The organism is Mesorhizobium sp. M1403, from assembly GCF_040317695.1.
In the GTDB taxonomy this organism is placed as follows: Bacteria; Pseudomonadota; Alphaproteobacteria; order Rhizobiales; family Rhizobiaceae; genus Mesorhizobium.
Map to the genome: position 1 here is coordinate 31,645 of NZ_JAMYKY010000025.1, position 22,115 is coordinate 53,759.

At 62.2% G+C, this 22,115-nt stretch carries 23 protein-coding genes; 13 read left to right on the forward strand and 10 right to left on the reverse strand.

The window, feature by feature from the left end:
• Positions 1-2 precede the first annotated feature (2 nt).
• Positions 3-1,445, forward strand: coding sequence for a hypothetical protein (locus NKH01_RS28165; protein WP_353023438.1), 1,443 nt, complete (start codon positions 3-5; stop codon positions 1,443-1,445).
• 237 nt (positions 1,446-1,682) lie between these two features.
• Here NKH01_RS28165 and NKH01_RS28170 read toward each other — a convergent pair whose 3' ends face one another.
• The gene (locus NKH01_RS28170; RefSeq protein ID WP_353023439.1) at positions 1,683-2,483 is read right to left on the reverse strand and encodes an IclR family transcriptional regulator; all 801 of its coding nucleotides are present in this window, start codon (positions 2,481-2,483) and stop codon (positions 1,683-1,685) included.
• A gap of 241 nt (positions 2,484-2,724) precedes the next feature.
• On the opposite strand from NKH01_RS28170, the gene NKH01_RS28175 reads away from it, so the two are divergent.
• The 4 genes from NKH01_RS28175 to NKH01_RS28190 are packed head-to-tail and all read left to right on the forward strand — an operon-like array spanning position 2,725 to position 7,234.
• The gene (locus NKH01_RS28175; protein ID WP_353023441.1) at positions 2,725-3,777 is read left to right on the forward strand and encodes a substrate-binding domain-containing protein; all 1,053 of its coding nucleotides are present in this window, start codon (positions 2,725-2,727) and stop codon (positions 3,775-3,777) included.
• Positions 3,778-3,795: 18 nt separating this feature from the next.
• Positions 3,796-5,304, forward strand: coding sequence for a sugar ABC transporter ATP-binding protein (locus NKH01_RS28180; RefSeq protein WP_023718472.1), 1,509 nt, complete (start codon positions 3,796-3,798; stop codon positions 5,302-5,304).
• A complete protein-coding gene (locus NKH01_RS28185; RefSeq protein ID WP_023718471.1) occupies positions 5,301-6,266 on the forward strand; it encodes an ABC transporter permease in 966 nt (321 codons plus the stop codon). The genes NKH01_RS28180 and NKH01_RS28185 overlap by 4 nt, the downstream gene beginning before the upstream one ends.
• Positions 6,263-7,234 (forward strand): ABC transporter permease, encoded by a 972-nt coding sequence (locus NKH01_RS28190; RefSeq protein ID WP_156948048.1) that lies wholly within the window; start codon positions 6,263-6,265, stop codon positions 7,232-7,234. The genes NKH01_RS28185 and NKH01_RS28190 overlap by 4 nt, the downstream gene beginning before the upstream one ends.
• Here the strand turns inward: NKH01_RS28190 and NKH01_RS28195 are convergent.
• Positions 7,208-8,149 (reverse strand): amidohydrolase family protein, encoded by a 942-nt coding sequence (locus NKH01_RS28195; RefSeq protein WP_353023444.1) that lies wholly within the window; start codon positions 8,147-8,149, stop codon positions 7,208-7,210. The two genes, NKH01_RS28190 and NKH01_RS28195, sit on opposite strands and share 27 nt — an antisense overlap.
• Positions 8,150-8,223: 74 nt before the next feature.
• On the opposite strand from NKH01_RS28195, the gene NKH01_RS28200 reads away from it, so the two are divergent.
• From NKH01_RS28200 to NKH01_RS28225, 6 genes are all read left to right on the forward strand, one after another.
• On the forward strand, positions 8,224-9,543 hold the full coding sequence (locus tag NKH01_RS28200; RefSeq protein WP_352717066.1) for an alanine racemase: 1,320 nt from the start codon (positions 8,224-8,226) through the stop codon (positions 9,541-9,543).
• Between the two features lie 40 nt (positions 9,544-9,583).
• Entirely contained in the window at positions 9,584-9,928 is a 345-nt protein-coding gene (locus tag NKH01_RS28205; protein ID WP_353023446.1) for a RidA family protein, read from the forward strand.
• Positions 9,929-9,937: 9 nt separating this feature from the next.
• Positions 9,938-10,948: a succinylglutamate desuccinylase/aspartoacylase family protein gene (locus NKH01_RS28210; RefSeq protein WP_023718466.1), complete on the forward strand. Its 1,011-nt coding sequence runs from the start codon at positions 9,938-9,940 to the stop codon at positions 10,946-10,948.
• Positions 10,949-11,004: 56 nt separating this feature from the next.
• Positions 11,005-12,183 carry a hypothetical protein gene (locus NKH01_RS28215; RefSeq protein ID WP_023718465.1) on the forward strand — a complete coding sequence of 393 codons (1,179 nt, stop codon included), beginning with the start codon at positions 11,005-11,007 and terminating at the stop codon, positions 12,181-12,183.
• A gap of 265 nt (positions 12,184-12,448) precedes the next feature.
• Positions 12,449-12,700 carry a helix-turn-helix domain-containing protein gene (locus NKH01_RS28220; RefSeq protein WP_023718464.1) on the forward strand — a complete coding sequence of 84 codons (252 nt, stop codon included), beginning with the start codon at positions 12,449-12,451 and terminating at the stop codon, positions 12,698-12,700.
• Positions 12,700-14,007 carry a type II toxin-antitoxin system HipA family toxin gene (locus NKH01_RS28225; RefSeq protein ID WP_353023448.1) on the forward strand — a complete coding sequence of 436 codons (1,308 nt, stop codon included), beginning with the start codon at positions 12,700-12,702 and terminating at the stop codon, positions 14,005-14,007. Before NKH01_RS28220 ends, NKH01_RS28225 begins: the two co-directional genes overlap by 1 nt.
• A gap of 91 nt (positions 14,008-14,098) precedes the next feature.
• Here the strand turns inward: NKH01_RS28225 and NKH01_RS28230 are convergent, their stop codons facing one another.
• A complete protein-coding gene (locus NKH01_RS28230) occupies positions 14,099-14,542 on the reverse strand; it encodes a MarR family winged helix-turn-helix transcriptional regulator (RefSeq protein ID WP_353023450.1) in 444 nt (147 codons plus the stop codon).
• Between the two features lie 97 nt (positions 14,543-14,639).
• Here NKH01_RS28230 and NKH01_RS28235 point away from each other — a divergent pair, with 97 nt between their 5' ends.
• Positions 14,640-16,238, forward strand: coding sequence for an FAD-dependent monooxygenase (locus NKH01_RS28235; protein ID WP_353023452.1), 1,599 nt, complete (start codon positions 14,640-14,642; stop codon positions 16,236-16,238).
• A gap of 214 nt (positions 16,239-16,452) precedes the next feature.
• Here the strand turns inward: NKH01_RS28235 and NKH01_RS28240 are convergent, their stop codons facing one another.
• Entirely contained in the window at positions 16,453-16,926 is a 474-nt protein-coding gene (locus tag NKH01_RS28240) for a phosphatidylglycerophosphatase A family protein (RefSeq protein WP_031193801.1), read from the reverse strand.
• Between the two features lie 41 nt (positions 16,927-16,967).
• Positions 16,968-17,276 (reverse strand): hypothetical protein, encoded by a 309-nt coding sequence (locus NKH01_RS28245; protein ID WP_031193800.1) that lies wholly within the window; start codon positions 17,274-17,276, stop codon positions 16,968-16,970.
• Between NKH01_RS28245 and NKH01_RS28250 the strand changes: the two genes are divergently transcribed.
• A complete protein-coding gene (locus NKH01_RS28250; protein WP_352549180.1) occupies positions 17,275-17,901 on the forward strand; it encodes a CDP-alcohol phosphatidyltransferase family protein in 627 nt (208 codons plus the stop codon). The two genes, NKH01_RS28245 and NKH01_RS28250, sit on opposite strands and share 2 nt — an antisense overlap.
• A gap of 53 nt (positions 17,902-17,954) precedes the next feature.
• Here the strand turns inward: NKH01_RS28250 and NKH01_RS28255 are convergent, their stop codons facing one another.
• The 5 genes from NKH01_RS28255 to NKH01_RS28275 form a co-directional block, all read right to left on the reverse strand.
• Positions 17,955-18,974: an LLM class flavin-dependent oxidoreductase gene (locus NKH01_RS28255; RefSeq protein WP_352549178.1), complete on the reverse strand. Its 1,020-nt coding sequence runs from the start codon at positions 18,972-18,974 to the stop codon at positions 17,955-17,957.
• A 155-nt stretch (positions 18,975-19,129) separates the two neighbouring features.
• Positions 19,130-19,333, reverse strand: coding sequence for a hypothetical protein (locus tag NKH01_RS28260; protein WP_023718458.1), 204 nt, complete (start codon positions 19,331-19,333; stop codon positions 19,130-19,132).
• A gap of 17 nt (positions 19,334-19,350) precedes the next feature.
• Positions 19,351-20,493: a DegT/DnrJ/EryC1/StrS family aminotransferase gene (locus tag NKH01_RS28265; protein ID WP_023718457.1), complete on the reverse strand. Its 1,143-nt coding sequence runs from the start codon at positions 20,491-20,493 to the stop codon at positions 19,351-19,353.
• A 253-nt stretch (positions 20,494-20,746) separates the two neighbouring features.
• On the reverse strand, positions 20,747-21,670 hold the full coding sequence (locus NKH01_RS28270) for a carbohydrate kinase family protein (RefSeq protein ID WP_352483656.1): 924 nt from the start codon (positions 21,668-21,670) through the stop codon (positions 20,747-20,749).
• The gene (locus tag NKH01_RS28275) at positions 21,667-22,113 is read right to left on the reverse strand and encodes an RbsD/FucU family protein (RefSeq protein ID WP_023718455.1); all 447 of its coding nucleotides are present in this window, start codon (positions 22,111-22,113) and stop codon (positions 21,667-21,669) included. Before NKH01_RS28275 ends, NKH01_RS28270 begins: the two co-directional genes overlap by 4 nt.
• Positions 22,114-22,115: the final 2 nt, after the last annotated feature.

Here is a 22,115-nt window from a genome sequence, read left to right on the forward strand (position 1 = left end):
CTGTGAGCACGAACAGCGATCAGCTCGCGATCCTTGGCCAGCAAGTGGTGGACACGTTAATCGCGACCTACAACCCCAACAATGACCCGTCGTTGGCGCTTGCCATTCATCCGGGGCAGGCGCTAGCCGATGGCATCGTGCAAAATGGCGTGACCAATCCGCTGCGGCTGTCGGAGTGGCTGGAAGACCAGTACGACTACCCGCTATGGCTGAAACGGTCCGATGCCTCCTCCGTTTCCGCCTCGTCTGTCGGCAGTCTTACCGCCAAGTCTGCCTATTTGGCGATGATCCCATGGGCGCAACCGGGGGTTCCGGTTGATGCTCCTTCCTATGCGCGCATCGCCGCGATGGTTGCCGAGGCACGAAAAGATATCGGGGACAATCCCGATGCGCTGCCATTCAGCTGCGAGCCGACAGATTTCGCCGAGCCCAGCTGCACGGCCTGGCATGTCTTCGATCAAAGGATATCCCGCACTACCGCAACCACGACCGAGACACCCGGCGCCATTAAGGCAAATCCCCACTTATGGAAGATGCGAGTGTTGACAAAAGAGGTGGTGTCGAACCTCACCGCAGTTTCCGAGGCGGTCGAACGGCGCAAGGCATTTGCCGCCGAATTAGCTGTTGTGCCAAGGGTTGAAGCGGTCAGAAAGCTGCGCATGCAGCCACATCTCACGGACTACGCTACCCAGCCAGTCGAGTTTCTCGGTATCCAGGATACAGCAAGCACCGCGGTCAATCTGAGCCAGTTCAGCGCGAACCATCTGGGTGGCCTCACCGCTTCGCCGCTCCACGCCCGGGCGCTGGCCGCCACCCTGCCAACATTCAGTCGAATTCGCGCTGCCCGGCGACACTTCACAGCCGAGGCAGATCACGTCTCGCCGCCCAGAGAGCAGCCAAATGCTTCCAGCACGCAAATGCAGTTGGACACCTCGCTCGTGAACCGATTGGCCACAATCCAGCTTCACGATCTCATTAAAAACCCGGTCGTAACGGAGGTAACTACCTCGGACAGTGAACTGCATGTGCATTTCGAGTATTGCATGCTCACCATCACCCGGCGGATCGCCGGCACGAGATGGTGGCATCCCGACCTCGTCGACGAGGAGGATTGGTACGTACCGGGAATGAAGCGCGGCGACATGATCAAGGCTTCGACCGACGAGACCTATGCGCATTGCCTGCCTCAGGGCCTGCTTCTGGTTCGTAACGTGGAATTCAGCGGCTCGTGGACCGCCGAAGCCCGCACGACGATGCAAAACGCCGTCTCGTTTCTGGGTCCCTTCCTGATGCAGGCGCCAACCGACTCTACATCCAGCACGTCCGACCTCGAACAGATAAGTGTGCTTGGCGTGGGCGTTCAGGTAATAGGCGAGCTTTGCTTTCCATTGCCGCCGCTCCCGCCGATGGATGATCCGGCGGAATCGGAACGTCCCGTTGTCTAAGCAATCAACGACGCTCAATGAAGAGGGTAAGTGCGTTGTGGCCGGGCCGGACGAGGTGTCCCAGGCACCGGTATCATCGCGTGCACTCTGCGGTGCTGGCACGCTGCGGACTGTGGGCAAAGGTGGTCGCGGGAGCGCGCTGCCGCCTTTGCCATACCCACCGGAATAGCGGTTCCGGCCTCGCTGCTGCGGCTGAACGAGCGGAGCCTATCCCGAACCTTCGCGCGCCGATTTTTACTAGCTTCCCGCCAGCGACAATCCACGGGCGCGCTCGCATAGCAGGGCAAGCAATTCGCTGCGCCTGGCTTCCGGCGTGTCGACGGGCAACACGAAACAAAGCGTCTTGTTGATGGCCCCGTCGCCATCGCGGATGGGCGCGGCCATGCACCAGGTGAAGCGGTCAGCCAGAGCGGCGGTCTCGCTGAAACCTTGCTGGCGCGCCAGAGCCACATCGCCGAAGAACTCGGCTGGCGCAATGACGCGGCCGTCGGGAAGCTTGTAGTCGCCAGGCGGAATGAAGTCCTGTATTTCCTGCGCGCTCATATGGCCGAGCAGCAGCCTTCCGGACGCCGTCCACGGGATCGGCACCTCGACTCCGACATCGCTTGAAATCCGGAACGGGCCGGGCGAGTCCCGGCAATCAAGGACGACGTATTTGTTCCCGCGCAGGCCACACAGTTGGACGGTCTCGCCCGTCTCCGCGCCTAGTCTGTCCAGGGTTTCGATGATGCGTCGATAATGGACATTATGATGTGAGTAGGCCCAGCCGAACAGATGCATCGCCTTTCCGAAATAGACATAGCCTTCCGTCCCGACGTTCTCGAGCATTTCGGCTTCCAGCAGGCTGTTGACGATCTCATAAGTGGTCGAACGCGGCGCGCCGATCATCTTGGCGATATCGCCGACGCGCATCGGCGCGCGCTGCCGCAGAAGCGCTTCAAGCAGCGTGATGACGCGGTCAATCCCGCGGCGCCGTTCGCCATTGCGCGGCTCGGCGCGGACTTCCCTTTCGATCAAACCAGTGACGCCATCGCTCATGTGGGCCGCACCCCGCGCAAAATCATTTCGGCCCTCGTCTCAAGACGCTTGAAAGATGTCAAGGCTCAGTCTAGCATCCCATCTGTCCGATATACAGGCCTCTTGTCTGGAATATCGGACAAAAAAGAGCCAGGCGCAGAGAGTCCTGACGAGAAAAAGGGCGGTTTCCGAGATGCGGCAACCGGCGGGTTTTCTCGTCTCGACCCCGCACGTCCAGGCATAACCTCAGAAGGGAACAATCATGACCAAATCATCGTTTTTCGCATCCGCCAGCGCCCTTTGCCTCGGTCTTCTCCTCAGCGTTGGCGCCGGTTCGCAGGCCAACGCCGCCGCTAAATGCATCAAGGGCGACCGCAAGGCGCCGTATACGATCGGCTGGGCCAACATCTATTCAGTTCCGACCTGGATGAAGCAGACACAGGGCACGATCGAAGCCGAAGTCGAAACTTTGAAGAAGCAAGGCTTGGTCGACAAGCTCGTCGTGACCGACGCCCAAGGCGACGCCAACGTCCAGATTCAGCAGATCCAGTCGATGATCGATTCCGATGTCGATGCCATCATCCTGATCGCTGGCTCGTCGACCGCGCCGGCGCGCGTGCTGGCGGACGCCTGCGCCAAAGGCATCGCGATCATCAATTTCGACAGCCTCGTCGACACCGACCAGGTGACCGCCAAGGTCAACACCGATTCCTCACAGTGGGGCGATCAGGCGGCCAAGTTCCTGATCGACGCCATCGGAGGCAAGGGCAAAATTCTGATCCTCAATGGCCCAGCCGGCGTTTCGGTCAGTGACGACCGGCGCAAAGGCGCCGATGCCGAGCTTAAGGCTTATCCCGATGTGAAAGTGCTTGCCGAAACGAACACGCCCTACAATGTCGCGCCCGCCCAGGAAGCGGTCACCAGTCTGCTTTTCGCCAATCCCGAAATCGACGGCATCCTGTCGCTCGGCGGCGCTCTGTCGGCGGGTGCCGTGCTCGCGCTCGACAAGCAGGGTCGCGACCAGGTGCCGATCACCGGCGAGAATGCGCGCCAGTTCCTCGAACTGTGGAAGGAAAAGGGCTTGAAGAGCTGGGCGACGATGCAGCCGAACTGGCTCGGCGCTTTCGCCACCTACACCGCCGTACAGGCGCTGGACGGCAAGGATGTGCCGGCTTTCGTCAAGATCCCGCTGCCGGTGATCGACAATTCCAACGTCGACGAATATCTCGCCCGGGCTAAGGATTTCCCGGCTGACGGTTACATCTATTCGCCGTTCGATGAGGATCTGTTCAAGAAGCTGCTGGCCCAGAAATAAGCCTGAAGGGTTGCAACATTGACAACCACGGCTACGCTTCTCGCCGCGCGGGGGGTGTCGAAGTCCTTCTTCGGCAACCCCGTCCTGCGCAACGTTTCCATCGCTCTGCAGCCGGGCCGCGTGCATGCGCTGCTCGGCGAGAACGGCGCGGGGAAGTCGACGCTGATCAACCTTTTGTCCGGCGCCCTGCGCCCGGACGGCGGGGCGATCGAGGTTGATGGACGCCCGGTATCGCGCATGAGCCCCGCTCATGCGCGGCATGCCGGGATCGCCGTTGTCCAACAGGAACTCAGCCTGACGGCCAGCCTCTCGATCGCCGAAAATATCGGGCTCGGCGCCTATCCCAAGAGATTCGGCTTGGTCGATTACACGGAACTTGCCGCACGGGCCAGGGCCGCATGTGATCTTGTCGGCCTTCGCGAACCGCTGTCTACGCCGGTGGGGCATCTGTCACTCGGCCGGCGTCAGATGGTGGAGATCGCCAAGGCGCTCTACCGGCGGCCGCGCGTGCTCATTCTCGACGAACCCACCTCATCGCTATCGGCAACCGAGACAAAAACCCTCACGGACTTGCTGGAAAGGCTTCGGGCCGAGGGCATCGCCATTCTCTACATCTCACACCGGCTGAACGAAGTGATGACACTGTGCCAGCATGTCACCGTACTGAAGGACGGCGCCTGCACGGCGGACCGCTCGCTGGAAGAAACTGATGCCGCCGGGCTGGTGCGGCTGATGGTCGGCCGCGACCCCGGCGATCTCTTTCCACGATGGCAGCCTTCGCCATCGCCAGCCAACGCCATCTCGGTTCGTAATTTTTCGGCCGGCCTGATGCGCGACGTCGATCTCGACATCAGGACAGGCGAGGTGCTTGGGATCGGCGGCCTGGTCGGGCAGGGGCAGGAAGATCTGCTGCTTGGCCTCTACGGCGCGATCCCGGCTAGGTCGGCATCCGCGACCGTAAACGCTGCTTCGGGTCTGCCGGGCGGCGTGCCGAAAGCCAATGCGCTCGGCCTCGCCTATGTCCCGGCCGACCGCAAGCGCGAAGGCCTGCACTTGATCCATCCCATCATCACCAACATGATGCTACCAGCCTTCGCAAGGCTGCCGGCGTTGAAGCTGCGCAGCCGGCGTGCCGAGCGCGATTTGGCGAGGGGACTCGCCGCCCAGCTTGCCATCAAGGGCGACCTCGATCGCCCGGCGCAGGCACTCTCAGGTGGCAACCAGCAGAAAGTCGCGCTGGCGAAATGGATGCCACACGATCCGCTTGTGCTTCTCCTCAACGATCCGACGCGCGGCGTCGATGTCGAGACCAAGCGTGAGATCTACATGATGCTTCGCAATCTCGCTGCCGCCGGCAAGGCGATCGTCCTGCTCAGTTCCGACACACCCGAACTGGTGCACCTTTGCGACCGCGTCGCCGTGGTCCGAGAAGGTCGCATCAAGGCCATGCTCGAGCGCGAGGCACTGAGCGAGGAAGTCATCGTCTCCGCCGCAATGGGCGCCGAACAGCAGAAAGTTGCGGCATGAGCACGGTTGTATCCTCAAGCCAAGCCGGCGCCCTCTACTGGCGAGTTCAGCTGCGCCGAAATGTTGGCGTGCGCAGCCTGTTTGCCGTGGTTCTGGCGTTCCTCGTTGCCTACGGCGTGTTGTTCCCCGGCCTCTTGACGGCGTCCGGCTTCGCCAAATTCACCCAGAGCTGGTTTCCGCTGGCGCTGGTCGCGATGGCCCAGGCGATCCTCATGCTCACCGGCGGCATCAGCTTGGCAATCGGCGCAATGGTCAGTCTCGGCGCGGTAATCGCCGCGACGACGATGATCGGGCCGCTGGGCGTAGCCGGCGGCACCGCCGTGGTGGCGCTGACCGGTATCGGCATCGGTGCCGCGACGGGGTTCATCGTCGTGAAACTTCGGTTGCCGGCCATCGTGGTGACGCTCGCCGGCTCCTTCATCATCGGCGGTGCTGCGTTGCTCATCCTGCCGAGGCCGGGCGGCGCCATTCCGGAGTGGCTGTCGGACCTGCTTGCCGGCAACACGCCGGCGGCATTCGTGTTGCTGGTGCTCGTCGTGCTTTTGTGGAAACTCTATCTCGCCACGCCGCTTGGGTTGAGCCTCTATGCCGCCGGTGAGAATCCGGTCGGCGCCTATCGCTCCGGCGTGCCGGTCGACGGCGCGCGGATCGCGGCCTATGCGATCAGCGGTCTGCTTTGCACAGGCGCCGGCCTGTTCGTCGCCGCGCAAACGGGTTCGGGCGACCCGGTCATAGGCACAGCCTTCACGCTGAATTCCATTGCCGCCGCGGTGCTCGGCGGAATCGGCTTCCTCGGCGGCCAGGGCACGATGCGCGGCGCGCTTGCCGGCAGCCTGCTGCTCAGCCTGATGATCAGCGTCATGTTCTTCCTCGGCTTCACGCCAGTTGCTCAGTATGTCGCCCAAGGCCTCATCATCATCGGGGCGGTCGCCATCCCGCAATTCCGCAAGGTGCAGCAATGACAGCACGGAAAGAGAGCGCGCGCGGCGGGCGGGCGTTGACGATCCTGCGCAGCCGGCCCTTCCTCACGGTCGCTATCGTTGCCGCGGTGTGGATCGCGGCGAGCTTCGCTTCACGTGGCTTCGGCGCTTATGGTCATTTGCGCTATTTGGTCGAGTTGGGCGCGGTGATCGGCCTGGTCGCGGCGGGCCAGACCTTCGTGGTGATTGCCGGCGGCATTGACCTTTCCGTCGCGGCGATCGTCACGGTCAGTGCCGTCAGCCTCCCGCTGCTCTCATTGCAGGCGGATCCGACCGGGCTCACAGCCGTTCTTGCAGTACTTGCGTTGACGACCGCGATAGGTCTCGTAAACGGGCTGGGCGTGGCGCTGTTGCGCGTTCATCCAATGATCATGACACTGGCGATGGCGACATTCCTGCAGGGCCTCCTGATCATCATCGCCGGCGGCAGCGCCGTGACCGCCGAGAACCCGCTGGTCAGCTGGCTCGGCAATGCGCGGCCAGCCGGTATTCCGGCAGGCGTGCTTTTGTGGGTGGTCATTTCCGTGATCGTTCTGACCACGATGCATGCGACATCCCTCGGCGCCCGGATTTTCGCGATGGGCGCCAATCCGCTTGCCGCGGCGCTGTCCGGAGTTTCCGTCGCCTCGACCACGCTCGCCGTCTACGGCATCAGCGGCTTCTGTTCGGGACTTGCCGGTGTGTTGGTCCTCGGCATGAACGGCCAAGGCTATGTCGGGATCGGAGATCCCTATCTCCTCGCGTCGATTGCCGCCGTGGTGCTCGGCGGCACCTCGATACTGGGCGGGCTCGGCACCTATGCCGGTACTATCCCCGGCGCGATCCTGCTGGTCACGATCACGGCGCTGATCACCGTCGTCAACGCATCGCCCGGCTGGCGCAGTATCCTGTTCGGGTCGCTGATTCTGGGGCTGCTGCTTCTCTCAGGCAGGGAGCAGGCCCGCCGATGAAATATCGTGCAGCCGGTAGATACGCCTTGCGTTGCCGAAGAACAGCGCCGTTTGCTCGTCCGCGGAAAGCTCTCCTGCAATGGCTTTGAAGCTGTCATATACTGCATCGAATGACGCATGCAGGCCGGCGACTGGGAAGTCACTGCCGAACATCGCTCGCTGCGTACCGAAACAGTCGATGCAATGCATGACAACCGGCTTCAGGCTGTCGAGTGTCCAATCATGATCGTAGGCGACCAGATCCGATATCTTGATGGCAGCGTTGTCGCACTCCGACAAAAGCCGCAGCCCTTCGCGCCACACCCGCATCCCGTCTGCATCGCGATCGATCGGGCTGCCGCAGTGGTTGAGAACAAAGAGTTGGTCCGGAAAGGCCGCTGCGAGGCGCGCCGCACCGGCGAGCTGGCGCGGAAACACCATCAGGTCGAAAACCAGCCGGTGGCGCCCAAGCAGGGACAGGCCGGCACGCCAGGCCTGATCGTCCATGATGCCGTCACGGACAGCAAAACGGCGGGCAGGATCCGGATCCCAGCTCAGTATGTCGCGCACACCGACGACACGGTCGAATGCCGCCTGCGCCTCGACCAGCGCCGGCGCTTGGCGGCTCGCCAGCGGTATGTGAACAACATAACGGGCGGCCACGCCGCGCGACTTGTCGAGCGTTTCAAGCCACCGCGTTTCGCCGACGCAGTCATCCCCGGTCCAGCCGGCTTCGACATGGACGGTTGCGACGACATTGTGCCGGCCGGCGTCGCGCAAATAATCTTCAGGAAGGTAGTTTCGCCGCAAGCGGCCAAGCTCCCCCAGACCGCCGCGTTCGCCAGCCGTTGTGGCGAGCCAGGGGTGCCGGCTGAGGCCGAGATCCCAAAGGTGATGGTGGGCATCGATGATCGGTCCGCGGTAAGGTGTTGGCACGCATCTCTCTCATGGTGTGGCCGGAATCGGAAATCGATCCGGACTTCATCCTGTAAAGGAAGGACTAGCATCGGATGACCGAAAGCTCACCCGTACTGTCGCTGGCGACCCGAGAAAATTTCCTGCTCGATGACCGTATCCGCGGCGTGCCGCCTGGCACCCTCGGCTTGGACAGCAGCCTTGTCGCATCTGAGCGCTGGCATCCAGCGGATGGGCGTATGTCGTTGCCGGTGTTGACCGTCGACGAGGGGGCCTTCATCGCCAATCGTGACCTGTTCCTGCGCTATGCGCGAGAGCAGGGCGCCGTGATCGCCCCGCATGCCAAGACCCCGATGGCGCCTGATCTTGCCCGGTCCCTGATCGAGGCCGGAGCATGGGGCACGACCGTCGCCGACATAAGGCAGGCCACGGTGATGCTCAGAGCCGGACTCTGTCGGCTGATCATCGCCAATGAGGTCGGCGGACCAGGTGGTGCGAACCGGCTTGCGGTTCTTGTCAGCGCCTGGCCAAGCGCTGAGTTCTACGTTTTCGCCGACTCGATCGCCGCCGTGAATGCGCTTGCCGAAGCCTGGCGGGCCAATGCGACGCTGCCGCCATTGCGCGTGCTCGTCGAACTTGGTGCGGGCAGGGCAGGCGCCCGGACCACCGGCGAAGCCGAGGCGATTGCCGACGCGATTGTAGCAGCCGGCGGCCGGCTGCTGATCGCCGGCGTCGCAACCTATGAAGGTGCCGCGGCGCAGCCCGATCCTGACCGCACCGATGAGGCGATATCCGCCCTGCTGACAATGACAGCCGACATGTTCCTGCGGCTCCGCGCCCGCGTCGGCGGCGACACCCCGCTGATTGTCACGGCAGGCGGCTCGGTCTACTTCGACAAAGTGGTCGCAGCGCTTTCGCCTCTCGTTTCTAGGGACAGCAGCGCGACGCTGGTGCTGCGCAGCGGCGCCATCTTCTTCCACGACCATGGCGTCTACGACCGCTCGCTCGGCACACTCGACGCCCGCGAGGGTTTTGCAGTCGGCGGCTTCAATGCGTCCGCACGAAATTCGTTCCGTCCGGCTTTGCGCCTATGGGCCGAGGTACTGTCGCGGCCGGAGCCCGGCCTTGCGATCTGCGGCATGGGCATGCGCGACGTGTCGTTCGACCAGGGCTTTCCAATGGTCCTGACCATCTTTCGTGCCGGCAAGCAGCTGCCGATAGCGCGTGCCGAGGTCTTCAAGCTCAACGACCAGCACGCCTTCCTGACAATTGCGTCGGGCGACGACATTGCCGTCGGCGACACCGTTGAATTCGGCATCTCCCATCCCTGCACCTGCCTTGATCGCTATCGCGTGATCTTCGGCGTCGACGCGGCCGGGTATGTCAGCCACGCCTTTCCCACCTATTTCGGCTGACCATCGTCGCGCTTTCCAAAAAAGAACGAAAGGATCCGATATGATCAAGTACTTCCAATCCGGCTCCCGCATGTCGCAGGCGGTCGTCTATGGCGGCCTAGTGCACATAGCGGGCCAGGTCGCAGACGATCGCAAGGCCGGCATCAAGGGTCAGACGAGCGAGGTACTCTCCAAGATCGAGGCGCTCCTGGTCGAGGCCGGCAGCAGCAAGTCGAAGCTCGTGGCGGTCAACATCTTCCTGCCGCAGATTGGCGATTTCGACGCCATGAACAGTATCTACGATGCCTGGGTGGATTCCGCCCGTCTGCCGGCGCGTGCCTGCGTCGAGGCGCGTCTCGCTGATCCTGACCTCCGCATTGAGGTCACCGCCGTCGCGGCTGTGTGAACCGCCGCCATGCACACCGGCATCAGCCATTCGCTCGATTTCGATCGGGACGGCAAGACGCTCAGCCATCTGAGCATCCCGTTCTCGATAGACCGTTCGCCATATTTCCAAATCAAGGTCCCGATCTGCCTCATGCGCAATGGTGAGGGTCCGTCGCTGCTTCTTATGGCCGGTAATCACGGCGATGAATATGAAGGCGAGCTGTGCTTGGCAAAGCTGGTCCGCCGGCTCGATCCAGCGCGAGTCAGGGGCCGCGTCACCATCCTGCCGATGGCCAATGTGCCGGCGGTGATGGCCGCCAAACGCTGCTCGCCGCTCGATGGCGGCAATCTCAATCGCGCCTTTCCCGGAGATCCGTCGGGCACGCCGACAAGCCGGCTCGCCAACTTTCTCGAGACAGACCTGTTCCCCCGACACGACATCGTCTTCGACATCCATTCGGGGGGCACTTCGATGGAACATCTGCCGACTGCACTCGTCGAGCGCAATGCCGATCCCGAGCGCCACAGGCGCGGGGTGGAGCTGATGCGGGCGCTCTGCATGCCCTATGGGTTCGTGGCCGACAATGGCCAGGCCTCGCCGACCTCCATGGGTGCAGCGCGCCGTGCCGGCGCCATCGGCGTCAGCGGTGAGTTCGGGGGCGGCGGCACCGCCACGGTCGACACGATGGCGATCACCGCTCGCGCGATCGACAATCTGCTGATTGCACTAGGCCTGGTCGACGGGCCAGTTGTTGGCGCGGAGTCAATGCATTCGATGCCGACGCGACTGCTTTCGCTTTCGCGGCATAGCCAAGGCCTCTACGCCGCCCGCCGCGGCTGGTTTGAACCCGCCGTGAGGGTTGGCGACAGCGTGAACGCCGGACAATTGGCTGGCTGGTATCACGATCTCGAAAGGCTCGATCTTGCCGAGGAAGCCTTGCATTTTGCCGAAAACGGCATCGTGCTTTCGCGGCGGCTGCATACAATGTGCGAGGCAGGAGACTGCCTCATGCAAGTCGCCGAACCCGTAGAAACCTAAGGGGAAACCGCACGGCGTCTAGCTGCTGCGCCACTCTGGAGAACTGAGGATATCTTATGCAGCTTTCCATGTGGACCTACCCCTGGGATGTCCAGGATCTCGGTTTCGAGATGGTCGAACGCGATCTGGTCGAACGCGCGGGACTCAACATGATCAGCCTTGCTGCCTCGTATCATGCGGGACGCTTCCTTCAGCCGCGCAGCCCGCGCCGCAAAGCCTATTTCCCGGAGGACGGCACGATCTACTTCAAGCCAACCGCCGCGCGATGGGCCGACCTCGCAATTCAGCCCAAGGTGGCGGACGTGATCTCGCAGGGAGGCGACGTGCTTGGCGAGCTCGTCCGCAGACGAGACGCCAATGGGCTCGGTGTTTCGTGCTGGACGGTGTGCCTGCACAACACCCGCGCCGGCATGCTTTATCCGCAGGTGGTTACCCGAAATGCCTTCGGCGATCCCAATTATTACAACCTTTGTCCCTCGCATCCGGATGCGCGCGCCTATGTTCGCGCGCTGGTCGCCGACGTTACGCACACCTACAAGCCGGACAGAATCGAGCTCGAAAGCCCGTCATTCATGAGCTTCGCCCACGAATATCATCACGAGAAAGACGGTGTCGGGCTGACCGCGGAAGATGACTTCCTTCTGTCGCTGTGCTTTTGCCCGTCCTGCCTCGCCCGCGCCGCTTGTGCCGGCATTGACGGCGAGGCGGCGCGCAAACTGGTCAGAGGGTGGATCGTCGAGACCTGTGATCGTGCCGTTCCGGCACCGCGTTTTCCGGACTTTCCGAACGGTAGCTTCGATACCTTCCAGCCCTGGCCAGAATTATACGACTTTCTGCTGTGGCGGTTCGAGCCGGTGACCAGCTTGGTTGCCGAGCTGCGCGACGTTGCCGATCCGGGCACACGTGTCCTCATCATTGACCTGAAGGACGGCTGGTTGGGCGGCTGCGATCTGGCGGCTCTCGGCCAGGCTTGCGACGGCGCGATCCTGTGCGCCTACGATATGCAGGCCAGCGATGTCGCAGATCTGATGGCCACTGGCCGTGCCACGCTCGGAGCAGAGAAATTCCTTGGGACCGGTTACCGGCTGTTCCATCCGGAAATGGCAGGCCCGGACATTCTCGCCGCCAAAGTGAAACCGGCGCTGGCGGCGGGCGTCGATGGCATCAATTTCTACAATTACGGCCTTGTACCTGCCGCACGCCTCGATTGGGTGAGTGCCGCACGATCTGTGTGAACAATCGATCCACTGCCGACCCAATAGGCCTAATTTTGCCTCGAGCATTGCGCGTAATGGAGAGACGTTCGGAGGACTTCCCGCATGGATCCTCGCATTGCTTTGGCCGGCGGCCAGCAGCCTAGCTGAAAATCGAGGCATGGCTGTGAGGGCCACGCGGGAGGGAGGCGGGTTATACGGTGGAGCGCATCTTCCAATTTATTCGCTCTAGCGCATATTGAAATCTATCTTCTGAGCGTATATCTCATAGCTGGAGAGGTACGCTGTGGACCAAATCGCCCGAACGCCTAAGCAACTCGGAGATGCCATCCGCCGGCGGCGCCGCAAGCTCGGCCTGAACCAGGCCACTGTCGGGGAGCACACGATGCTACGCCAAGCGACCATCTCGGCCGTCGAGAATGGTGCGCCCGGGACACAGCTCGGAACGCTTTGCGACATTCTCGCAGCGCTCGACCTTGAATTGGTTGTCCGCTCTCGGACCAGAGCAAAGTCGACCGAGATCGAGGACGTCTTTTGATGGCTCGTCCGCGGCGGCACCTCCCGCTCAACGTCTTCTTGAACAGCCGTCTCGTCGGGCGGCTGAATAGACAATCCAGCGGCGCGATCGATTTTCAGTATGATCCGTCCTGGCTTGCCTGGGAGCATGCGCTACCAGTCTCGCTATCTCTGCCCCTACGTGAAGATCGCTATATCGGTGCACCCGTCATTGCCGTGTTCGACAATCTCCTGCCCGACAGCATCCCGATTCGCCGCCGTATGGCTGAGCGTGTTCATGCCCGAGGGATAGACGCCTACGACTTGCTTGCCGCTGTCGGACGGGATTGTGTCGGCGCACTGCAATTCCTGCCGGATGATGTCGAGCCGGGCCCCGCCGGTATTGTCGACGGCAAACCCGTTGACGATATCGAGATTGCTCGTCTCGTCCGCGATCTGGCATCGGCCCCCCTCGGGCTGGGCGAGGATGAAGATTTCCGGATCTCGATCGCTGGCGCTCAGGAAAAGACTGCGCTCTTGTTCTGGAAAGGACGTTGGTACAAGCCGCTGGCGACGACTGCTACAACGCACATCCTCAAGCCACAGATTGGACGCTTGCCAAATGGCATCGACCTTTCCTTCAGTGTTGAAAACGAATTTTTCTGCCTCAAGATGACAGCCGCCCTGGGACTCCCGTGCGCCGTCGCCGCAATCGAGGAATTCGAAGGCAATCGCGTGCTCGTAGTCGAACGTTTCGATCGCCGATGGACGAGTGACAACCGTCTCCTGCGCTTGCCCCAGGAAGACTGCTGCCAGGCTCTGTCTGTGCCTCCGTCGCTGAAATACGAATCCGATGGCGGGCCTGGGGTTCCGGCTATCCTTGGTCTGATGAAGGGAAGCGACCAACCGGAGCTAGATCAAGCTGCGGTTCTGAAGGCCGTGGTCGCCTTTTGGCTGCTCGGGGCCACAGATGGACATGCCAAGAATTTTAGCGTCTTCCTTTCTCCCGGCGGCCGGTTCCGCATGACGCCGTTATATGATGTGATCTCAGCGCAGACCAGCCTTGATGCGGGACAGATCAGGCGCAACAAAATGAAGTTGGCGATGGCTATAGGCGACGCACGCCACTACCCTATCGATAGCGTCATGCCGCGCCATTTCATCCAGACCGCCGCCAAGGCAGGAATTGGTCCAAAACCCGTCACAGCGATCTTTGACGAGCTGCGCCAACGGGCGCTAGCGGCAATCGAACTGGTTTGTGCATCGCTCCCAAAGGGTTTCCCTTCGCAAGTCGCAGATGCCATTGGCAATGGGGTCAAAGCTCGCGTGCGCAGACTGGAAGAGGTGTGATGCTGAAGATCGAGGCACAAAACCAGACTGATAGCCATTGGGACGGTCCAATTGATCTTCCTTAGCAGCAGCAACGCCGCGCGGGATGTAATCAACCCACGGACTTGCCAGCCTGTAACTTTCTGACCAGGCCGATCAGCTGATCCAGGTCCGCGCGTGGAAGCGCAAGCATCTCCGCAGGGGGTTTGTGATATTCCCTTGTCAATTCCTCAATGGTTGCAGCACCCTTGGCCGTAAGCTTGACACGTTTGACACGGCGATCGCTTGGCGACGGAACCCGTTCGGCGAGCCCCGCCTGCTCCAACCGGTCGACCAGCCAGGTCGCCGTCGAAGGGTCGCAGTGCCATTGAGCGGCCAATGCTCCGATCGGCTTGCCCGCATCTTTGTCGAGGGTGAAGAGGGCGCGCGAGTCGTTGGGCGTCAGACCCAATTTCTGCTGGACCGCCAACCGGTCCGGCGCGGACCGCATCAGAAAATCAAACATCAGGCGCCAAGCCTCGGTGGCGTGCTGCAAGCGATCTTGGCCCGGTCCCATTCCACGCTCCTTCGTGTCTTGACACATATTTGGACCAATCATATGATTTGATCAACCAAAATATTTAAGTGATCAAATCAATGAGAGGAGATCCGAGATGACCAACACCACGGTTCTCGTCGTCGGGGGCGGCCTGAACGGTCTGACGGCGGCCGCCCTTTTGGCTCACAACGACATTCCGTGCGTCCTCGTCGAGCGCCATCCCGACACGTCAATCCAGTACAAATTTGCCGGCATTTCCCCGCGCAGCATGGAGATCTTTCGAAGCCTCGGCCTCGAGGAGGAGATTCGTGCAAATCGTACGGGGGACCAGCAGGCAGGCGCTATTGCGCGCGCCAGGAATCTCACCGATCCCGAGATTCAATGGGGCGGACCGGCGTGGCCGGATGCAAGTGCCCTCAGCCCCACGCAACCGGCGACGTGTGATCAGCACGTCCTGGAACCGATTCTGCGCCGCTACGCCGAGCGGAACGGTGCAGACATACGTTTCAGCACGGAACTGGTGGCTTTCGAACAGGATGAGAATGTCGTCCGCGCGGAAATTCGCGATATCGCGACCGGCGCAAAGGACGCCATCTCGGCCGACTATCTGATCGTCGCGGACGGTGCGAACGGCTCGATGCGAGAGAGGCTGGAGATCAGCCGCAGCGGGGCAGGCGGCCTTCAGCACTGGATAAATGTCGTCTTTGACACGGACATGCCTCCGACGATCGGCGGCAAGCGTTTCACGTCGTGCTTCGTGACGGACCTCAACGGGACCTTCACGCCCAGGGAGGGTGGACGATGGCTTCTGGCGCTCCAGTACTTTCCCGAAAAGGGCGAGAAACCCCAGGATTTTGATGAAGCCAGGTGCAGGGAACTGATCATACGAGGTGCGGGCCGGTCGGATATCACGACTAGGCTTGTCGATGCGCGCTCCTGGGAAGTGGCCGCGATGACAGCGCGCCAATTCCGCCGAGGCCGCGCGTTTCTTGTGGGGGATGCGGCACATTTGATGCCCCCAACAGGCGCTTTCGGTGGCAATTCAGGTATCCACGACGCCCATAACCTTGCCTGGAAGCTTGCGATGGTAACACGCGGGCATGCCGGTCCCTCTTTGCTGGATGGCTATGACATGGAGCGCCGGCCGGTCATCGAGGCTACGTTGGCGCAAGCGCTCGCCCGCCTTCAGAAATGGTTCGACGATCCGTCGAAGCGATTGCCTCCCCCAGTCGCGATGGTCGAGGATTACGACGTGGTATTTGGCCAACGCTACGCTGCAGGTGTCGTGGCTCAGGAAGCCACGCGGGACGATCACCCATTCCAAAAATCCACGGAGTTGTCGGGCCGCCCTGGCACGCGTTTACCGCATTTCGCGGTCGGGCGTGCCGGCCAGCGGATTTCGAGTCTCGATTTGTGCGATCGCGACCTTCTTCTCCTCTGCGCCGACGACGCATGGTGTCAGGCCGCTGACGCCGTAAGCCAGCGCCTCCGCATGCCGCTGACCTGCCACGCCTTTGCCAATGGGGGTCTGATTGATTTGGACCATCGGTGGCCTTCCGCGCTCGGGGTTGAAAGCGGCGGTGCCGCCTTGGTCAGGCCGGACGGGTTTGTCGCATGGCGGTCAACGCACGGTGTGCCTGATCCTGTACAGATGCTGATCGAAATACTTGACGGCTTGGGTTTCCGCACGCAGGCGTGCGAACATCATCAGTGAGCGGCGGATGCCTCCGGTCTTCCGGCACGACTTCCTTGCCGATGTCGTCGCCGGGAATGCCGGCGATGTTCAGCCGTTTGCCCGTCTCGTCATGCCTCTTCCTACTCGTTGTCACCGAGTAGGGCCGCGCCAACCGCTTCGGTCCTCCCCTTGTGTCGCTAAACTCGCATGGACCATCGTGCTGGCCTTTGGCATTGGAGGCCGAATGTCGCCGTTACGGCAAATGATCAATCAACTCGTTCAGCAGGAGCAGCAACGCCCCAGCGACGACAGCCGCGGCAGCATCGTCCAGCATGATGCCGGCCCCACCCCTTACCTTGTCATGCATGATACGGATGGGCCAAGGCTTGACGACGTCGAAAAACCGGAAAGCAAGGAAGCCTGTTGCCCACCAGAGTGGGTCGAGTGGCAGCATGGAAAGTGTCACGGCGGCGCCGAAGGTCTCATCGATGACGACGATCTGCGGGTCCTCCGTCCCGGTATGGGAGATAACATGCGATGACGCCCATACGCCGACGGCGAACAGGGCCGCATAGGCAAGCACCGTCAGCCAAGGTGATGCGGGTATCAGAGCCGCGGCAACAGCCACTCCAACCATTGCGCCGGCCGTGCCCGGCCATGTTGGAGATAATCCCACGCCGACAGAGGTCGCGAGCAGGTAGGCGAACTTGGGTAGAAATTTATGCATCGAGTTTCGGCCGGCTTCCGACGGGTCGCAAGCAATCATAGTCACATCGTTCGGGTGTTGCCGCCAGACCGCCGCTCGATTTGCACACCCGTCAAAAGGCATCGCCCAAACCGTGAAATGCTGTCGGGCAGCTGTCGCTGCGACCGGAAATTCTGTTTCGCCGTCAGCTTGGCGAGCATCTTAATCCGCCGGCCACATTCGCCAAACGAGATCGCTTTTGCGGCGAGTTGAGAACGTTCCTGAGCCCGGTCTCGGCCCGCATTGGCCAACTGAAACGGTGGCGATGGTGGAACAAACCCGCAAATTGCTGGTAAAGCTCCGTCAAACGACATCATCAGAGGAGCCGCCATGATCGCCGGTCTCATGAAAAGTCGCATCGACCCGCTATGGGAGCAGGCCGCCTCTCCGCTGATCGGGATCGGCATGACGCCGAACCAGGTTACGGCCAGCGGGCTCGTGCTCGTGGCTTTGTCTTCGGCCGCCTACGCGTATCACCATTCAAGTCTTGCCTTTGGCTTGTGCCTGGCGTTTGCCTTCAGCTTCGACGCGCTGGACGGTGCGGTCGCCCGCCGGACAAATATGAGCACCAAGGCCGGTGGCTATTTCGACGCTATCGTCGACCGTTATCAGGAATTGGCCGTCTTTGCGGCAATAGGCTGGGTCGCCGATCTGTGGGCGATCGCAATGTTCGCGTTCGCCGGCGGGATTCTCACCAGTTATGCCAAGGCGCGGACGGCGCTGGAAATCCCTGTGGAAAACCATGGTTGGCCGGATTTCTTCGAGCGGATGGAACGTCTGGTGTTCATTTGCGTGCTGCTCGCCGCCGACGGAGTCGCGACTGCCGTGGGCGCGGCTTCGCCCTGGATTCTGGCGGGCGGGTTCGCGCTGTACGCGGTGCTGGCCAACGCCACGGCCCTGCAACGGATCAGTCGCGCATTTGCGATGCTGAAACGAGCCGACGGGAAGCAGCCGTGAGATCGCTAGAACGCGAGCATCGTATTGACCGCCGTGGCTTCCCAACAAAGTCGTCAGCGCCAGCCCAAGCCCGGAGCGACATGGGTCAGGATCGCCTCGATGGCATGGACATTGTAGTCGACACCGAGCTGGTTGGGGACCGTGAGCAGCAGCGTATCGGCCTCAGCGATGGCTTCGTCGCCCTTTAGCTGCTCGATCAGGACGTCCGGCTCGGCGGCATAGGAGCGGCCGAACACGGCAAGCCTGTCTGCCTCGATATAGCCGAACTGATCTCCGCCCTGGTTGCCGCCGAAATAGGCGCGGTCGCGATCGTCGACCAGCGCAAAAATGCTGCGGCTCACCGACACCCGTGGCTCGCGCGTGTGGCCGGCCGCCTTCCAGGCTTCGCGAAAAGCCCTGATCTGTTCGGCTTGCTGAATGTGAAACGGCTTTCCGCCTTCATCGAATTTGAGCGTGGAACTCTGCAGGTTCATTCCAAGTTTCGCCGCCCATTCTGCGGTGGCGTTTGTGGCGGCGCCCCACCAGATGCGCTCGCGCAGGCCCTCCGAGTGTGGCTCAACGCGAAGCAGGCCAGGCGGGTTGGGAAACATCGGCCGCGGGTTGGGCTGGGCAAAGCCTTTGCCCAGCAACACTTCGAGCAGCACTCCAGTGTGTCTGCGAGCCATGTCGGCATCGCTCTCGCCCTCTTGCGGGGCGTAGCCGAAGTACCGCCATCCGTCGATCACCTGCTCCGGCGAGCCGCGGCTGATGCCTAGCTGCAGACGCCCTCCGGCGATCAGATCGGCGGCGCCGGCGTCCTCGGCCATGTAGAGCGGGTTCTCGTAACGCATGTCGATCACCGCCGTGCCGATCTCGATTCGGCTGGTCTTCGCCCCAACCGCTGCGAGCAGCGGGAAGGGCGAGGCGAGCTGGCGGGCGAAGTGATGCACGCGGAAATACGCGCCGTCCGCACCCAGCTCCTCGGCGGCGACGGCCAGCTCGACGGACTGCAAAAGCGCATCGGATGCCGTCCGCGTCTGCGATTGCGGCGAGGGCGTCCAGTGCCCGAACGAGAGGAAACCAATCTTCTTCATGAAATAGCCAGCCTAGAGGGAAGACAGGTGCAGACTATGCTTCGGCGCAGAGCAAAGCATCCCGAAATCGGTACCGACGGCCCAGTTTGAGGTGAACGGTCCGTTGTTGATCAGCGATGCCGTCAATGGCGAGCCTGTTGCTGGCGCGAGCGCATCTAGGAAGGTGCCGCGAACGCGAGCACTATCGCGATGAGGATCAACAGCGGCCCCATCCATTTAAAATGGGTTCCAAAGTTGGTCCACCATGCTTGCTGGCCGGGGCGAGCTTGGAACGGGTCCGCGAGAAATCCGAAGCCGATGCCAGCCATCCACAACCCGGCGCAGAACATGATGAACTCGTCGATGTAATCCGCGACCATGTTCCGCAACTTTCGAATTATGCCGCCGCCACGTGCGCCGAATTCGAGCCGATATAGTTACGGATCGTTTCGATGATCCGGTCCTGGTCGGCCTCGCTCAGATAGGGATGCATCGGCAGGCACAGGATGCGCTTCGGCAGCTCTTCCGAAACGGCAAGGCCGGTCGGCGTGCGCGGATAATCGCGATAGGCAATCTGGCTGTGCAGCGGTTTCACATAGTAGATGACCGACGGAATGCCCTTTTCACCGAGATGTGCCTTGAGCCCGTCGCGCTTCGGCGTTTCGATGGCGTATTGCGCCCAGGCCGAGCGGCCGCCGCCCAGATTGCGCGCCGTCTTGACTATATCGCCGAGACCTTCGGCATAGCGATTGGCGACCGCTTGCCGCGCCACCATCTCGTCCTCGAGGATGGCCAGCTTCTCGATTAGGATCGCCGCCTGCAGTGTATCGAGCCGTGAATTGATGCCGACGCGGACATTGTCGTATTGCGTTTCGCCCTTGCCGTGAAAGGCGAACGAGCGCAGCTGTTCGGCCAGCGCATCGTCATTGGTGAACATCGCACCGCCGTCGCCGTAGCAGCCGAGCGGTTTTGCCGGATAGAAGCTGGTCGAGCCGACGGTGCCGAACGAGCCGCACATCTTGCCGTCAGCCGAGCCGCCGGTCGCCTGCGCCGCATCCTCGATGACCATCAGGCCTTCGCGATTGGCGATGGCCATGATTGCTTCGTAATCGGCGGCGAGGCCGAACAGGTCGACGGGAATGATTGCCTTCGGCCTCAGCCGCCCCTCCGCCTTGATCATGGCGATTGCCGCCTCGAGGCTGGCGATGTCGATATTGTAGCTGTCAGCATCGACATCGACGAACACCGGCTCGGCCTTGGTCAGCGCCACCACTTCGGCCGTGGCGGCGAAGGTGAAGCTCGGCACGAATACCGCGTCGCCCGGGCCGATGCCGGCGGCAAACAGCGGCAACAGCAGCGCGTCGGTGCCGTTGGCGCAAGCGACCACGTGCTTGGTGCCGATATAGGCGGCGAGCTTGTTTTCGAATTCGGTGACCTGCGGTCCAAGAATATAACGACCTTCGTCGACGACGCGGTCGATTGCCGCCTTCAGCCTGTCGCGGATGCGTTCGCGCTGTGCGCCAAGATCGATGAACTGCATGTCGGCCTCAAACGGTTTTAGCCAGATAACCGGCCGCTGGTAGCAGACTTGGCACGGCCGAGAAAGCCGCAGGGCAAAGCCCTGAATTGCTCAAGTGTCGCAGCCTGTTACCTCTGGTTTCCGATCTGCCCTCTTAAACGCGGGAAAATCCGGACTTCGGCATGCTTGATATGGGCTGCGCATCCCGCCCGCCAGGTTAGGCGAAACATAAAGTGATCGCCGGCAGGCTGTCCGTGAGGCGGTTGCCAGCCGGTCAGGCGAGTTCATGCCGCCATGGCGGATTGGCGCCGGCCCGCGAGACCGTCACCGCCGCAGCCTTGGCGCCGAGCGTCAGCGCCTTATGGATGGCTTCTTTCGGCAGGCCGGCGATTGCCGTCTTCGACAGCAGGCCCTGCTCGTGCAAGGAGGCAAGGATGCCGGCATTGAACGTGTCGCCGGCGCCGACCGTATCGACCACCTCGACCTTGTCCGGCACGACCGTGACCCGGTGCTGGCTGCTGTAACCAACCGCGCCCTCGCTGCCGTGGGTGACGACGATCAGCTTCGGGCCGCGGTCCAGCCAGTTGCGGACGACGTCCTCATGCGAGCCGGCTTCGTCGAACCAGTTCAAATCCTCGTCCGACAGTTTCACGATGTCGGCCATCGCCATCATGTTGCGGATGCGCCTGAGATGCCTGGCCTTGTCGGGAATGAAGTTTGGCCGGATGTTGGGGTCGAGCATCATCACGCGGCGCTCATGCTCACGTCGCATGAACTCCTCATAGGCCGATCCGGCCGGTTCCGAGATCAGGCTGATGGCGCCGAACAGCATGGCCTCGATCTCGCTGCCGAGCTCCGGCAGGTCCTCGATGGTCAGCATGCGCCCGGCGGTGTTCTCGTCATAGAATGTATAGGTCGCCTGGCCGTTGGTGAGCCGCACGAAGGCGAGCGTGGTCGGCCGCGGCGAGGTGTGCGCATAGGTGGAACTGACCTTGCTGGCCCCCAGCGCCTCCCTGAACTGCCCGCCGAACAGATCCGACGACAGGCCGGAGAAGAAGCCGGCCGGCGCGCCGAGTCGGCCGAGCGCAATGGCCGAGTTGAAGACGGCACCGCCGACATAGGGGGCAAAGGCCGCTTCGCCCTCCGTCGTGGTGCGCGGCAGCATGTCGATCAGGGCTTCGCCGCAGCAGAGGATCATGAAGTCTTGCTTTCCGGCGGATAGATCACGCCCTTGCGAATGATGATGTTGGCGTAAAGCCGCGGCTCGCTCGTCGCGACGATCGCGTGCGCGGCCTTGACCCGTGCATAGAAGTCGGCGCCGGCAAGCGCAACCACCTTGCGGCCCGGCGCATGCCTGGCGCAGATCGCTTCAATCTCATGATGAACCGGATCGGCGAGCAGGGGATCGCCTTTAGCCGAGGCGCGAAACAGCGCCTGCGGCACGGCGTCGTCGACAGGCAACACGCTCAATACGGCATCCAGCACCGGGACGAGATGATGACCGTCGGCGCGGATCAGCCGCTGTGCCTGCTGTTCGGCCGGGTAGTTGCCGTCGACCAGCGCGATCTCGTCGCCATGGCCCATGGCGCGCAACATCGCCAGAAGCTCCGGGCCGAGCAGCGCCGGGATACCGATCAGCATGC